At 72.3% G+C, this 13,983-nt stretch carries 13 protein-coding genes; 12 read left to right on the top strand and 1 reads right to left on the bottom strand.

The window, feature by feature from the left end; genetic code table 11:
* Positions 1-139: 139 nt before the first annotated feature.
* From MSA03_RS06750 to MSA03_RS06770, 5 genes are read left to right on the top strand one after another with little or no spacing between them, the layout of a single operon-like run.
* Positions 140-481, top strand: coding sequence for a hypothetical protein (locus tag MSA03_RS06750; protein WP_028496904.1), 342 nt, complete (start codon positions 140-142; stop codon positions 479-481).
* 19 nt (positions 482-500) lie between these two features.
* Positions 501-1,721 (top strand): hypothetical protein, encoded by a 1,221-nt coding sequence (locus tag MSA03_RS06755; RefSeq protein WP_147050123.1) that lies wholly within the window; start codon positions 501-503, stop codon positions 1,719-1,721.
* The gene (locus MSA03_RS06760) at positions 1,718-2,380 is read left to right on the top strand and encodes a hypothetical protein (protein WP_147050124.1); all 663 of its coding nucleotides are present in this window, start codon (positions 1,718-1,720) and stop codon (positions 2,378-2,380) included. Before MSA03_RS06755 ends, MSA03_RS06760 begins: the two co-directional genes overlap by 4 nt.
* Positions 2,377-3,183 (top strand): hypothetical protein, encoded by an 807-nt coding sequence (locus MSA03_RS06765; RefSeq protein WP_028496901.1) that lies wholly within the window; start codon positions 2,377-2,379, stop codon positions 3,181-3,183. The genes MSA03_RS06760 and MSA03_RS06765 overlap by 4 nt, the downstream gene beginning before the upstream one ends.
* Positions 3,184-3,193: 10 nt before the next feature.
* Positions 3,194-3,868 (top strand): protein TPRXL, encoded by a 675-nt coding sequence (locus MSA03_RS06770; RefSeq protein ID WP_147050125.1) that lies wholly within the window; start codon positions 3,194-3,196, stop codon positions 3,866-3,868.
* Here the strand turns inward: MSA03_RS06770 and MSA03_RS06775 are convergent.
* Positions 3,847-5,271 (bottom strand): dihydrolipoyl dehydrogenase family protein, encoded by a 1,425-nt coding sequence (locus tag MSA03_RS06775; protein ID WP_147050126.1) that lies wholly within the window; start codon positions 5,269-5,271, stop codon positions 3,847-3,849. The genes MSA03_RS06770 and MSA03_RS06775 overlap by 22 nt on opposite strands.
* Positions 5,272-5,471: 200 nt before the next feature.
* Here MSA03_RS06775 and MSA03_RS06780 point away from each other — a divergent pair, with 200 nt between their 5' ends.
* The 7 genes from MSA03_RS06780 (at position 5,472) to MSA03_RS06810 (ending at position 13,842) form a co-directional block, all read left to right on the top strand.
* Positions 5,472-6,758, top strand: a complete 1,287-nt coding sequence (locus MSA03_RS06780; protein WP_147050127.1) for an extracellular solute-binding protein — start codon at positions 5,472-5,474, stop codon at positions 6,756-6,758.
* Between the two features lies 1 nt (position 6,759).
* Positions 6,760-7,743, top strand: a complete 984-nt coding sequence (locus MSA03_RS06785; RefSeq protein ID WP_147050128.1) for a carbohydrate ABC transporter permease — start codon at positions 6,760-6,762, stop codon at positions 7,741-7,743.
* Complete coding sequence (locus MSA03_RS06790; protein ID WP_147050129.1) at positions 7,740-8,579, top strand: carbohydrate ABC transporter permease; 840 nt, start codon at positions 7,740-7,742, stop codon at positions 8,577-8,579. Before MSA03_RS06785 ends, MSA03_RS06790 begins: the two co-directional genes overlap by 4 nt.
* Before the next feature lies 1 nt (position 8,580).
* Positions 8,581-9,645 carry a glycoside hydrolase family 130 protein gene (locus MSA03_RS06795; protein WP_147050130.1) on the top strand — a complete coding sequence of 355 codons (1,065 nt, stop codon included), beginning with the start codon at positions 8,581-8,583 and terminating at the stop codon, positions 9,643-9,645.
* Between the two features lie 34 nt (positions 9,646-9,679).
* Positions 9,680-11,737 carry a hypothetical protein gene (locus MSA03_RS06800; RefSeq protein WP_147050131.1) on the top strand — a complete coding sequence of 686 codons (2,058 nt, stop codon included), beginning with the start codon at positions 9,680-9,682 and terminating at the stop codon, positions 11,735-11,737.
* A 102-nt stretch (positions 11,738-11,839) separates the two neighbouring features.
* Positions 11,840-13,363 (top strand): AlkA N-terminal domain-containing protein, encoded by a 1,524-nt coding sequence (locus MSA03_RS06805; protein ID WP_147050132.1) that lies wholly within the window; start codon positions 11,840-11,842, stop codon positions 13,361-13,363.
* Positions 13,360-13,842 (top strand): methylated-DNA--[protein]-cysteine S-methyltransferase, encoded by a 483-nt coding sequence (locus tag MSA03_RS06810; RefSeq protein ID WP_147050133.1) that lies wholly within the window; start codon positions 13,360-13,362, stop codon positions 13,840-13,842. The genes MSA03_RS06805 and MSA03_RS06810 overlap by 4 nt, the downstream gene beginning before the upstream one ends.
* The last annotated feature ends 141 nt before the right edge of the window (positions 13,843-13,983 follow it).

Genomic DNA, 13,983 nt, shown 5'->3' on the forward strand with positions numbered 1-13,983 from the left:
TCGCTTTCGAACGGGGGTCGACCACGCGGTCGGCCCCCGTTCCGTGCGTCCGGGGCGATGGGCAGTGCTCCCCATCGACGCCCCGGCCCGCGTGTCGTTAGCGTGAGGGAACCGCCGCACGACGAGGAAGGGACCGCGCATGGCCGACGACGCCGTCTGGATCAACTACGCGACGCTGCGCCGCACGAGCGGCCGCCTCGCCCGGATCCTCGACGAGCTCGAGGAAGCCGGGAGCCTCTCCGACGAGCTGCGCGACGCGATCGGCACCCCCTTCGGGAAGGACCGGCTTCGCGACAAGGTCGGCGATTTCGAGTCGCGCTGGGACAACCGGCGCGGTGACCTCATCCGCGACATCACGAAGATCCACGAGCACGTCGTCGGCGTCGTCGACGGCTTCGCCGAGTGGGATGCCGAGACCGCCGCGGGCATGGATGTCGACGCCTCCGGACTCAGCGACGCGACCCGGCCGACCCCGGCCTGACACGGAGAGGACCATACGCATGGAACGTTCCCCGGCCGGCCGGCACATCGAGGAGCTCGAGGGCGACGGCGCCACGATCACGCGACGCGGCCGTCGCATCGAGTCGATCGGGCGGCAGATGGTCCAGAGCGCGGACGTGCTGCAGGATCTCGTCGACGGCGACGACCAGCGCGGCAAGGCGATCGAGAAGATCCGCGAGATCGTCGGCGACACGTATGTCGAGCTGCGCCGCGCGGGGGAGATGTACGAGCCGACCGGCCCGGTCCTGGTCGACTACGGCCGGGCCGTCAGCGAGGTTCAGCCGCTCATCCGCACGGCGGTCTCCGCGTGCCGGCAGGCCTGGGCCGACTACGCGGCGGCCCCGCACCACCCCACGGCGCTGCTGTCCCTGGAGGCCTTCCCGGACCTCGCGGAGAGCCGCCAGGAGGACAACGAGCGCAAGGAGGAGCTCTACGACGACTGGGTCCTCGAGGCGCGCGCCTTCGACCGGCACTACGACACGTGGGAGGACGCGTTCGACGCGGCCGTCACCGGCATCGGCGACGTCCTCGACGGCGCGATCAAGGACAGCTTCTGGGACAACGTCGACGGTGTCGTCGCCGTCGTGCTCGAGGTCCTCGGCTGGGTCTCCCTCGTCATCGCGATCGCCGGGATCATCATCGGCGGCCCGATCTTCGCGCTCATCGGCGCGGTTCTCGGGGTCGCGACGCTGTTGCTGACCGCCTATCAGGTGCTCCGGGACGACGCCGGCATGGACAAGCTCATCATCGCGATCGTCGGCGTCATCCCGTTCGGGAAGGTCGGCAAGCTCTTCCAGGGGCGCACCGGCCTCATCTCCTTCGGCGGTGACATGGTCACCGCCTTCCGCCCGTCCGCGTGGTCGGCGGCCGGCGGGCAGCTGCGCAACATGTCGATCCTGTCCCGCTTCGCCGGCGGCGGTCTGAACGGGGCGTCGGCCGCGTTCCGGGGGCTGTGGAGCATGAACAACCCCGCCGGGGCGGGCGACATCATGTGCCGGTTCATGTTCGGCCGGAACTCTGCGGGCCTCACCGACCTGGCCGAGACCGTCGGCGGGTCGATCAACGGCTGGTGCACCTCCAGCACGCTGTCCGCGGCCTGGGAGGGCGGCTACATGATGATCTCCGGCGCGTGGGGCGTCGGCGACAAGATCGCGACCTGGACCGGCAACAAGGACCAGAAGCCCAGCAGCATGTTCCCGTGGGTCGGGGCGCTGCTGTGACGCACGCGAGCACCGTGGGGGCCGATGCCCCCCTGGCGCCGCCGCCCGGATGGGGCGACGGCCTCTGGCGGCTGTCCGGCCGCAGCGAGACCGCCGGCTGGCTCCTGCAGCCGCACCGCGTCGAGGATGCCGAGGCCTGGGTCGACGCGCAGACCGCGGAGCTGCAGGAGGCCTGGGGGGCGCGCTGGCGTTCTGAGACGGAGCCGTCCGTGCGGGCGCTGCTGCGTCTCGGGCTCGACGCGCGCCCCGTCGACGCGGCGCTCGCCTTCCAGCTGTGGCCGGTCCCGGCGCCCCTCGTCGCCCACGTGCACGCCGCCTTCGGCGCCGCGCCGGAGGTCGCTCCCGGTCCCGGCGCCGGGAACCTGTACGAGGCCGAGGGGCTCGGTGTCGGCGTGCAGGTCGTGCGCCGCGTCCGCGCGGAGGAGGTCGATCTCGTGGGCCTGGACATCGCCTTCGTCGCCGGCGAGTCCGCCGTCGTCGCCTCGTTCGAGCCCACGGTCCCGGAACTGTTCGCCCTGCTGATCGGGCAGTTCCACGCGTTCGTCCAGACCCTCGAGTTCATCGCCCCGGACGGGACCCCCGTGCGCGCGTCGGCGCCGGCCGGGTTCCTGGACGCCTCCGCGGATGCGGACTGGGCTGATACCGTGCCGACACGATGAGTTTCCGTCACGCGAGCGCCCGGGAGTGGGCGCAGGAGCACTCGCTGGCCGCCCCCGTGCGTTTCGGGCTCCTGGAGGTCATGGCGTTCCAGCGCCATCCGGACATCTACGCCCTCTTCGGCGCCGACGGGGCGGCGCTCGCCGCGCGCGAGACGGCACGCCGCCCTTCGCCGGTGCGCCGCGCGGGCACGGCGCTGGCGGTCGTCCTCGCCATCGTCGCCGCCGCCGCCCCCGTGGTCGCCGTCGCCGCGATGGGCGGGGACCGGTTCAACTTCTTCCGGATGGATGCCTCGGCATCCGTGCCCCTCGCGGGTGTCATGTTCATCGTCGCCGCCGTCGCCCAGCTGGTCCTGCTCATCGGCTGGCTGCGGGGCGGCGCCCGCTACGACGGGCTCCTCCTCGGGATCGTGCTGGTCGCCGTCGTCTTCTCCGGGTTCGCCGTCGTGGGGATGCCGAACACCGCCGCCGCGGACGGCTTCGACGCGTGGGCGGCCTGGTACCCGCCTGTCCTCGCGTGTCTCGCGATCGCCGTCGTGACCGCGATCGCGATGCTGCTCCGGTTCCGCACGCGCGCCCCGGAGACCGTCGCCGCGGCCCCGGAGACCATGCCGTCGACGGTCGCCGTCGCCCAGATCCGTGCGAAGACGGCGGCGCTGCCGTACGAGGAGCGCATCGCCATCACGGCCGACCGTGACGCCGCCCTCGCCGTCCTGCACGAACGGGGCGTCATCGAATCCGGGCTCCTCGAGCGCGCCCGCACCGCCCAGCCCGGCACCCTGTTCGTGCTGGACGACGAGTCATGAGGAGGCCCCGGTGAACGACGCCACCACGCACGACGCCCTGCAGCGCACGCCGGAGCGGGTCAGCCTGCGCGCGCGTCTCGGGGCGGCCGACCCGGCCTTCTCCCTCGCCCTGCCGACCGGGTGGGTGCGCCGCGACGCCTCGGCCGCCCAGCGCGACGAGATGGTCGACGCCGTGCGCGGCCGGCTCCTGCAGGCGCACCGCCCCGATCTGTTCGCCCGCGTCCGCCCGATGCTGGACGACGCGTTCCAGCAGATGGCGTCGGCCTCGGTCATCGCGTTCTTCACCCCGGCGACGGGAGACGACGAGGCCCTCGCCCTGCCGGCCTCGCTCGTGGCGTCCCTGCGCACCCCGGCGTCGCCCGGCGGCACGCTCGATCCGCTCGTGCAGGCGCTCATCCGGGAGGCCGGCGCGACGCCGCTCCTCGGCGACAAGCGTTTCCTCCGGTTCGAGCGCGAGTCGCGTCAACGGCTCGACGACGCCGAGTTCCTCAGCACGCAGATCGTGTACCTCACGCCGATCCCCGGCACCGGGCGACGCCGCGGTCTGCAGCTCACGGCCACGATCGCCCGGCCGGTCGACGTGCCCGCCGACGACCGTCCCCTCGTCCTCATCCGGACGCTGCTGGATCTCTCCGTCTCGTCCCTGACCTGGACGGCGCCGGCTCAGCCGGCCGGTCGGCCGTAGTCCTCCAGCCAGCGCAGCCACAGCTCGCTGACCGTCGGGTACGGCGGCACGGCATGCCAGAGGCGCTGCAGGGGCACTTCTCCGACGATCGCGATCGTCGCCGCGTGCAGCAGCTCGGCGACATCGGGGCCGACGAACGTCGCCCCGATGAGCACATGCCGGTCGGTGTCGACCACCGCCCGGGCCTGTCCCCGGTAGGCGTCGGAGTAGGTGCTCGACCCGGCCAGCTCGGCGAGGTCGACATCCAGCACCCGCACCGGCCGGCCCTCGTCCGCGGCCTTCGTCGAGCTGATCCCGACGGAGGCCACCTCCGGGTCGGCGAAGACCACCTGCGGCACCGCGGCGTGGTCGGCGGTCGCGGCATGCGTGCCCCACGGGCCGTCGTCGACCGCCGCGCCGCGCGCCCGCGCCGCGATGACGTCGCCGGCGGCGCGGGCCTGGTACTTCCCCTGGTGCGTCAGCAGGGCGCGGTGGTTGACGTCGCCCACGGCGTACAGCCAGTCCGTCCCCGGCACGCGCAGCGTGTCGTCGACATCGAGCCACTCGCCGGGCATGAGCCCCACGGTCTCCAACCCGATGCGCATCGTGCGCGGGACGCGCCCGGTCGCCACGAGCACGCGCTCGGCCGCGACCCGGCCGCCGTCGGAGAGCACGACGACCGCACCGTCATCGGTGCCGTGCACCGCGGATGCCGTCGCTCCGAGGCGCACCGTGACCCCCATGGCCTCCAGGCCCTGGCGCACGGCGTCCCCCGCGAAGTCCTCCACACCGGAGAGCAGTCCCGATCGCGCCACGATCGTCACGTCGGTGCCGAAACCCGCATAGGCGGTCGCCATCTCCACGGCGACCACCCCGCCGCCCAGGATGACGAGCGACACCGGCGCGGACGGCGACGACGTCGCATCCCGGCTCGTCCACGGCTCGACCTCGAGAAGCCCCGGGACGTCGGGCATCAGCGCGGCCGAGCCGGTGCAGACCGCCACGGCATGCCGGGCGACGAGCCGCGTCTCCCCGCCCTCCGGTGAGGTCACCGTGACCTTCTTCGGCCCCGTCAGCGCGCCGTGTCCGCGGACCAGATCGATGCCCGCGCCCTCCAGCCACCGCACCTGCCCGCCGTCGTCCCAGTCGTGCACGATCCGGTCCCGGCGCGCGAACACGGCGGCGACGTCGAGCTCTCCCGTGACCGCCTGTCGCGCGCCGTCGACGCTCCGCGCCCCGCGCAGGCTCGCCGCGCTCCGCAGCAGCGTCTTCGACGGCATGCACGCCCAATAGGAGCAGTCCCCGCCCGCGAGCTCGGATTCGACGATGACCGTGGACAGGCCGCCCTGCACGGCACGGTCCGCCACGTTCTCGCCGACCGCGCCGGCGCCGATCACGATGAGGTCGTACTCGCGTGAAGTCATGCGCACACGCTACCCACGCGGGGGCCGTCGCAACACCGGACTGGTGTGCGGGTATACACCCGGTTCCCCGTCCGCACAACCGGCTTGTCGTGCACCGACGGGCCGACGAGCGTGGGCACCAGCATCGGTCGAGACCACCGTCGGTCCCAGCCAACGGTGTCCCGCGGCCTGAGCCGCGACGCACATGGAGGAGCACGACAATGCAACGACGCACACTGGTCATCGCCGCAGCAGCGGCATCCACCCTCGCCCTCACCGCCTGCGGCGGCGGAGGCGGCGATCAGGCCGCCGACCCGGAGGGTCGTGGCGACATCACCATCTGGTACTCCAACAACGAGCAGGAGATCACCTGGGGCAAGCAGATGGTCGAGGCGTGGAACAAGGACAACCCCGACGAGCAGGTCAAGGCGCAGGAGATCCCCGCCGGGTCCTCCAGCGAGGAGGTCATCGGCGCCGCCATCACGGCCGGCAACGCCCCGTGCCTCATCTTCAACACCGCCCCCGCCGCCGTCCCGCAGTTCCAGAAGCAGGGCGGCCTGGTCAACCTGTCGGACTTCCCCGACGGCGACGACTACATCACGGAGCGCAGCGGGGACCTCGCCGACCAGTACCGGTCCGAGGACGGCTCGTTCTATCAGATGCCGTGGAAGTCCAACCCGGTCATGATCTTCTACAACAAGGACATGTTCCAGCAGGCCGGCCTCGACCCGGAGAACCCGTCGCTGTCGACCTACGACGAGTTCCTCCAGACCGCGCGGACGCTGAAGGAGAAGGGCGTCGCGCAGTACGCGATCAACCCGGCTCCCACGAGCGAGTTCTTCCAGTCGTGGTTCGACTTCTACCCGCTGTACGCGGCCCAGACCGGCGGCACCCTGCTGCTCGAGGACGGCAAGGCGACGTTCGACAGCGAAGAGGGCAAGGCGGTCGCCGAGTTCTGGCGCACGCTGTACGAGGAGAAGCTGGCGGGCCAGGAGCAGTACCAGGGCGACGCGTTCGCCGACGGGTACGCCGCGATGTCGATCGTCGGCCCGTGGGCCATCTCGGTGTACGGCGACGGCGTGAACTGGGGGTCGGTCCCGATCCCGACGAAGGACGGCACGGACCCCGCCGACACGTGGACCTTCAGCGACGCGAAGAACGTCGGGATGTTCACGGCCTGCGAGAACCAGGCCACCGCGTGGGACGTGCTGAAGTTCGCCACGAGCGAGGAGCAGGACGGTCAGTGGCTCGAGGCCACGGGGCAGATGCCGTTGCGGCAGGACCTCACCGGCACCTTCCCGGACTACTTCACCGCCAACCCCGCGTACGAGGTCTTCGGCGACCAGGCTGCGCGCACCGTCGAGGTGCCGAACGTGCCGAACTCGGTCGAGATCTGGCAGGCGTTCCGCGACGGCTACTCGAAGGCGATCATCTTCGGCGAGGGGGACGTGGACTCCTTCCTCTCCGACACGGCCGCCAAGGTCGACGAGCTCGCGGCGGGGAACTGACATGACCGCCGGCGTCACCGGCGCGCCGGACCGGGAGGGCGCCGCGCAGCCCTCCCGGCCGGCCGCGTCGGCCGCCCCGCCCGCCCCCGAGAAGAAGCGCCGCCGGGGAAGCATCCTCGGCTCGCAGCCGCTCGGGATGGTGTTCATCGCCCCGTACCTGGTCTTCCTCGGGATCGTCTTCGCGTACCCGATCGTCTTCGCGGTATGGATGTCGTTCCACGACTACTTCTTCGCCGCTCCCGGCGCCGTCGTCGACCGCCCGTTCGTCGGGTTCGACAACTTCGCGAAGGTGCTCTCCGACCCCGCCGTCTGGCGCTCGTTCCTCAACGTCGGGATCTTCCTCCTCATCAACGTGCCGCTGACGGTCGTGCTCTCGATCGTGCTCGCCACGGCGCTGAACCGTGTCGTGCACGCCCGTACCTTCTTCCGGGTCGCCTACTACGTGCCGTACGTCACGGCATCCGTCGCCGTCGTGGCGGTGTGGCTCTTCCTCTTCGCCGAGAACGGCCTCGTCAACAACGTGCTCGGGCCGCTGGCACCCACCCCGTCGTGGGTCATCAATTCGTGGCTCGCGATGCCGACGATCGCGTTCTTCGTCACGTGGAAGGGCTTGGGCTTCTACATCCTGCTCTACCTCGCCGCGCTGCAGAACGTCCCCAACGAGCTGTACGAGTCGGTGTCGGTGGACGGGGGCGGGCGGATGCGCCAGTTCTTCTCCGTCGTCGTCCCGGGCGTCCGCCCCGCGACGCTGCTCGTCGTGCTGCTGGCGACCATCACCGGCGCGAACCTCTTCACCGAGCCCTATCTGCTGACCGGCGGCGGCGGGCCGAACGGAGCATCCACCTCGCCCGTGCTGCTGATCTACCAGCGCGGCATCGAGCAGGGCAATCCCGACATCGCGGCGGCGATCGGGGTCATCCTGATCATCTTCGTGCTCGTGATAGCCGCCATCCAGCGCAAGCTCGTGGGAGGTGAGGAATCGTGAAACGCGCACTCGGAAGCAAGATCGCGCTGTACGTCGTGCTGAGTCTCGGCGCGCTGTTCTTCCTGTTCCCCTTCTACTACATGATCGTGGGATCGCTGCAGACGAAGGTCGACCCGTCGATCGGTGGCGCCTTCCCGAACCCGGCCAACCTGTCCGTCGACAACTACGTCGCCATCAACGACCGGATCAACCTGCTGCAGGGCCTCGCGAACTCGGGCATCTTCACCGGCGGCGTGCTGCTCGGGACGGTCGTGTTCGGCGTCCTCGCCGGGTACGCGCTCGCCGTGCTGCACTGGCGCGGCCGGGGCGTCGCGTTCGGTCTCGTGCTGCTGGTGCAGGTCATCCCGTTCCAGCTGCTGATGATCCCGCTGTACGTCATGATCGCGCGCGACTTCGGGATGGCCGACAGCTACCTCGGCATGATCCTGCCGTTCTTCATCAACTCCACGGCGGTGCTGATCTTCCGGCAGTACTTCCTGCAGCTGCCGAAGGAGATGTTCGACGCGGCCCGCATCGACGGGGCGGGCGAGTTCCGGCTGCTGTGGAGCGTCGCGCTGCCGCTCGTGCGGCCGGCGCTGCTGACCGCGGTGCTGCTGACCTTCATCGGTCCGTGGAACGAGTTCCTCTGGCCGTTCCTCATCACGAAGGAAGCGTCGATGCAGCCCCTGGCGGTGTCGCTCGCGAACTTCATCTCGAACATCGCCGCGTCCGCGGCGAACCCGTTCGGCGCCATGATGGCCGGCGCGGTCGTGCTCGCCGTCCCGGCCGTCGTGCTGTTCCTGCTGTCGCAGCGCTACTTCACGTCGAACGACATCGGCTCCGGAGTGAAAGGCTGACATGACCGCGTTCCCCTACCGTCTGTCCCGCGTCGGCGTCGTGATGACGCCGGACCCCGACGACCCGCACGAGGCGGAAGGCGTGCTCAACCCCGGCTCCGGCCGGGGGCCCGACGGCGAGGTGTATCTGCTGCCGCGGCTCGTCGCCGCCGGCAACGTCTCACGGGTGGGGCTCGCCCGCGTCCTCGTCGAGGACGGCGTCCCGGTCGGCGTCGAGCGCCGCGGCGTCGTCCTGGAACCGGATCGCGGATGGGAGCGCGGGGTCGGCAACGCCGGCGTCGAAGACCCCCGGGTCACGTGGATCGAGGCGCTCGGACTCCACGTCATGACCTATGTCGCGTTCGGGCCGCTGGGGCCGCGGACGGCGGTCGCGGTGTCGGAGGACCTCACGCAGTGGCGGCGGCTCGGCCCCGCCCTGTTCCGTTTCGACGACCAGCTGGACATGGACCTCAACCTGTTCCACAACAAGGACACCGTCTTCTTCCCCGAGCCGGTCACCGCGCCGGACGGCAGGGAGGCGCTCGCCGTGCTGCACCGGCCGATGTGGAACCTCGGCGAGACGAAGCCGGGGGAGGGCGTCCGGGTGCCCGCCGGCGTCACCGACGAGCGGCAGTCGATCTGGATCGCCTACATCCCGCTCGACGCCGTCCGCGCGGACCTCTCCGCCCTGGTCCTGTGGGAGCAGAGCCGCATGCTCGCGGGTCCGAAGTACGCGTTCGAGGAGCTCAAGATCGGCGGCGGACCTGCGCCGCTGCGCGTGCCGGAGGGCTGGCTCGTAATCCATCACGGGGTCACGGGCGTCATCGACAACGCCTTCGCGCAGCAGCAGAACGTCAACTACGCCGCCGGCGCGATGATCCTGGATGCCGACGACCCCACCCGCGTCCTGGACCGGACGAGCGAGCCGCTCCTCGCCCCGGAGACCGACGACGAACGCAGCGGCATCGTCCCGAACGTGGTCTTCCCGACCGCCATCGAGGAGATCGACGGTCGCCACTACGTCTTCTACGGCATGGCGGACTCGAAGATCGGCGTCGCCCTGCTGGAGCGGACCGACCAGACCTGAACGGGCGACGACGCCCGGAACCATCGGAGGAATCATGAACCAGCAGCCCCGACGGCGAGGGCGCGTGCTCGGCGCCGTGCTCGCCATCGTCACCGCCACGGCGCTCGCCGTGCCGACGGCGGCAGCCGCGGCCCCCGCCCCTGCGGCGGCACCCGCCCGGTCCGCTCCGGCGGCCACGGCAGCCATGCCCCCGCTGACCAACCTCGCGCACCTGGACTTCCTCCTCGACGGGGCGACCCCGCCGGCGGATGTCCCCGGTCACACGACGTACCGGCTCGCGGAGGAGCCGACGCTCGTGATGCCGTGGACCTACGCCGATGCGCGCGACGGCGGCACCTTCGAACGGGTCGGCGGAGGCCCGCTCGACCCCGCGACAGGCTACTGGGGGCAGGGCGCGTACAACGCGGACGACATCTCCCGCGCGGCCGTCGTGTACCTGCGGCACTGGGAGCTCACGGGGGAGGCGAGCAGCCGCGACAGCGCGTACGAGCTGCTGCGCGCCCTCGCCTACCTGCAGACCACCGAGGGTCCGAACGCCGGCAACGTCGTCCTGTGGATGCAGCCGGACGGGACCCTGAACCCCTCGCCCGAACCCGTCGAACTCCCCGACCCGTCCGACTCCGGCCCCAGCTACTGGCTCGCCCGCACGATCTGGGCGTTCGGCGAGGGCTACGCGGCCTTCGCGGGCGCCGATCCCGCGTTCGCGGCCTTCCTGGATGAACGGCTCACCCTCGCGGTGGATGCCGTCGCGCGGCAGGAGCTCGTCGACTACGGCGTCTGGACGCAGGCCGACGGCATGCGCGTGCCGGCGTGGCTCATCGTCGACGGCGCCGACGCGTCCGCGGAAGCCGTCCTCGGCCTCGCGGCCCGCGTCGAGGCCGGCGGTGCCGGGGCGCAGGTGCAGGACGCCCTGAGCAAGCTCGCGGAGGGGATCGCGGCGATGGGCGCCGACGATCAGCAGTCCTGGCCGTACGGGGCGGTGCTTCCGTGGGCGCTCTCGCGCAGCATGTGGCACGCGTGGGGTTCGCAGATGCCGGCGGCGCTCGCCGTCGCATCGGAGACGCTGAGCGCCCCGAGTCTCCTGGCTCCGGCCGTCCGCGACGCCGCGAGCTTCACGACGACGCTGCTGACCGCGGGCGGACCGGACAACGGATGGTTCCCGACGCCCGCCGACCGTGTGCAGATCGCGTACGGCGCGGACTCCCGCGTGCAATCGCTGCTCGCCGTCGCGGACGCCACCGGCTCGACGGGCTTCGATCAGCTGGCCGCCGTGCAGGCAGCCTGGTTCTTCGGCGCGAATCGCGCGGGCGTCGACATGTACATCCCCGCCACCGGCGTCACCTACGACGGGCTGCAGCCCGACGGCTCGGTCAACCGCAACAGCGGCGCGGAGAGCACGATCCACGGCCTCCTCACGATGATCGCGCTGGACGCGCACCCGGCGCTCGCCGCCCGGGCGACATCGGTCACGGACGTCGCCGACCGGGATGGGCTGCGCGTCGTCGAAGCGGAGACCGCGACGACCGACGGCACCGTGATCACCCCGGAGGCGTGGACGGGTGAGTCGCTGTGGTCCGGCGGCGGGCTGGCCCTGGCCACGGGGCAGCACGCCTCCTTCACGATCGGCGTCCACCCGCAGGACCGCATCGTCCAGCCGGTCGTCTGGTCGGCACCGGACCGCGCCAGCAGCTCGACGTGGCGCGCGGAACGGCAGCGGCTCGGCGAGCTGCGCGAGACGGCACCCGCGCAGGGGATCTCCCCGACTCCCGGCGTGCTGCTGCCGCGGAGTCTGGAGCGCACCGTCCGCGGGAAGCAGCCCACCGTGCAGGTCGAGGTCACCAGTGGGACGCTGCAGCTGGACGCCCTGCTCATCCGCCCCGTCGTCTCCCGCCTCGTGCTGACCGGCGAGGGGCGCACGGAGCTCGTGCACTCCGCATCGACGCGCCGGGAGCCGGTCGTCGTGGGGGTGCACGGCGAGCGCGCCGTGGCGTACATCTACGATGCGCAGGGCCGGCTCACGGACACGAAGCAGCTCCGCGGTGACCGCATGATCGTGCTGCCCGCCGGCGGGTTCGCCCTCCTGGAGCGGTGACGCGCGGCCCCGCCCGCCCTTCCTGCGGAGGCCGGGCGGGGCCCGAACAGCCGTGTCCGATTTCCGCGAGACCGGACCCGTCGGGCGTGCCAGAGTAGAGGCATGCCGATGAGCATGACCTTCGACGAGCGGTACCGTGCGATCGACGCGCGGGACACCCGCTTCGACGGCCAGTTCGTGACCGCGGTGCGCACGACCGGCATCTACTGCCGGCCCAGCTGCCCGGCCCGCACCCCGAAGCCCGGCAACGTCACCTTCTACCCGACCTCCGCGGCGGCGCACGAGGCCGGCTACCGTGCGTGCCGTCGCTGTCTCCCCGAGGCGGCGCCGGGTTCGCCGGAGTGGGACCTCCGCGGCGATGTCGCGGCCCGCGCCATGCGCCTCATCGCCGACGGCGTCGTCGAACGCGAGGGGGTGTCCGGTCTCGCCGCGCGCCTCGGCTACTCGCCGCGCCACCTCACACGGATGCTGTCCGCGGAGCTCGGCGCCGGACCGCTCGCGCTGGCCCGCGCACATCGCGCGCACACGGCGCGGATGCTGCTCGTGGGCACCGACCTTCCCGCGTCCGAGGTCGCGTTCTCCGCCGGCTTCGCGAGCGTCCGTCAGTTCAACGACACGGTCCGCGAGGTGTTCGGCATGCCGCCGCTCGCGCTGCGCGCCCGCCGGCACCGCAACGGTGCGGCCGGCGAGCCCGGCACGATCGACCTCGTGCTGCCGCACCGCGCGCCGCTGGACACCGAGGGGCTCTTCGCGTGGATGGCCGCGCGCGCGATCCCGGGCGTCGAGGTCGCCACGGCCACCTCGTTCGCCCGCTCGCTGCGGCTGGACGGCGGTCCGGCCTGGTTCGAGCTCCGCGCGGACGAGGGGGGACGGATGCGGCTCCGCACGCGCCTCACCCAGTTGCGCGACCTGCCGACCGTCGTCGCGCGGGCGCGTCGGCTGTTCGATCTCGACGCCGACCCCGTCGCCGTGGACGCGGCGCTCGGCGGCCGCCCCGAGCTGGCGCCGCTCGTCGCCGCGGTTCCCGGCATCCGCGTGCCCGGCGCCGCCGACCCGCACGAGATGCTCATCCGGGCGATGGTCGGCCAGCAGATCACCGTCGGCGCCGCCCGCACCGCGCTGACCGCGCTGTCCGAGGCGCTCGGCGAGCCCGCGCCCGGCCTCGTGGAGACCCCGCTGCTCTTCCCCACCATGGCCGCGATCGCCGAGCGCGGCCACGAGGTGCTGCGGGGCCCGGGCGCGCGCATCCGCGCGCTGACCGGCGCCGCGGCCGCCCTCGCGGACGGCAGCCTGACCCTCACCGCCGGCGACGACGGCCCCGCCCAGCGGTCGGCCTTGCTCGCGATGCCCGGGATCGGCCCGTGGACGGCGGACTACGTCCGGATGCGCGTGCTCGGCGATCCCGACGTCTCGCTGCCCGGCGACGTCGCCGTCCGCACCGGCGCCGCGGCGGCCGGCATCCCGGCGGACCCCCGCGGGCTCGAGGAGTGGTCCGCGGGTGTCGCCCCGTGGCGCAGCTACCTCACGGCCCACCTCTGGCGCGCCGCATCCACCGCACCACGCCCGCGCCGGACGACACGACCGACCCCGCCGACCCGCACCGACATCAGCCAGGAGCAGACATGACCGCCGTGATCCAGACCCTCGACACGCCGGACGGCCCCTTCACCCTGCTCGCCGACGAGGCGGGACGCGTCCTCGCCTCCGGGTGGACCGCGGACGCCGAGGCGATCCTCGGTCGACTGCGCGTGCTGCCCGACGGCGTGCAGGCGGGGGAGACCGCGGCCGCCGACGCCGTCCGCCGCTACTACGACGGCGACCTCGCGGCGATCGACGCCGTCGAGGTCGTCCAGAGCGGGACGCCGCTGCAGACCGCCGGCTGGGCCGCCCTCCGCCGTATCGCTCCCGGGCGGCCGCTCACCTACACCGAGCTGGCCGCCGTGATCGGGCAGCCCCGCGCGGTGCGCGCGGCCGCCTCGATCTGTGCGCGCAACGCCCCCGCCCTCTTCATCCCGTGCCACCGCGTCCTCCGCTCCGACGGGTCCCTCGGCGGCTTCGCGTGGGGGACCGACGTCAAGCGCGCGCTCCTCGTCCGCGAGGCCTGAGCACATCGGAGGTTGCGCTCAGCGAACTCCCAGACATAGTCTGGAGGGCTGTCGCGTCGCCTCGGCGCGCGACAGCCCCACTCACCGGACCAGGAGGACGCCATGTATCAGGCCATCGTCACCACGAAGCCCGTGCTCCTC

The sequence above is a fragment of the Microbacterium saccharophilum genome (assembly GCF_007992455.1).
Lineage (GTDB): Bacteria > Actinomycetota > Actinomycetes > Actinomycetales > Microbacteriaceae > Microbacterium > Microbacterium saccharophilum.

Excerpts from the sequence above, each read along its gene's own strand:
- MSA03_RS06750 (WP_028496904.1), top strand. The coding sequence starts at position 140 with ATGGCCGACGACGCCGTCTGGATCAACTACGCGACGCTGCGCCGCACG.
- MSA03_RS06755 (WP_147050123.1), top strand. The coding sequence starts at position 501 with ATGGAACGTTCCCCGGCCGGCCGGCACATCGAGGAGCTCGAGGGCGAC.
- MSA03_RS06765 (WP_028496901.1), top strand. The coding sequence starts at position 2,377 with ATGAGTTTCCGTCACGCGAGCGCCCGGGAGTGGGCGCAGGAGCACTCG.
- MSA03_RS06775 (WP_147050126.1), bottom strand. The coding sequence starts at position 5,271 with ATGACTTCACGCGAGTACGACCTCATCGTGATCGGCGCCGGCGCGGTC.
- MSA03_RS06780 (WP_147050127.1), top strand. The coding sequence starts at position 5,472 with ATGCAACGACGCACACTGGTCATCGCCGCAGCAGCGGCATCCACCCTC.
- MSA03_RS06785 (WP_147050128.1), top strand. The coding sequence starts at position 6,760 with ATGACCGCCGGCGTCACCGGCGCGCCGGACCGGGAGGGCGCCGCGCAG.
- MSA03_RS06795 (WP_147050130.1), top strand. The coding sequence starts at position 8,581 with ATGACCGCGTTCCCCTACCGTCTGTCCCGCGTCGGCGTCGTGATGACG.
- MSA03_RS06800 (WP_147050131.1), top strand. The coding sequence starts at position 9,680 with ATGAACCAGCAGCCCCGACGGCGAGGGCGCGTGCTCGGCGCCGTGCTC.
- MSA03_RS06805 (WP_147050132.1), top strand. The coding sequence starts at position 11,840 with ATGCCGATGAGCATGACCTTCGACGAGCGGTACCGTGCGATCGACGCG.
- MSA03_RS06810 (WP_147050133.1), top strand. The coding sequence starts at position 13,360 with ATGACCGCCGTGATCCAGACCCTCGACACGCCGGACGGCCCCTTCACC.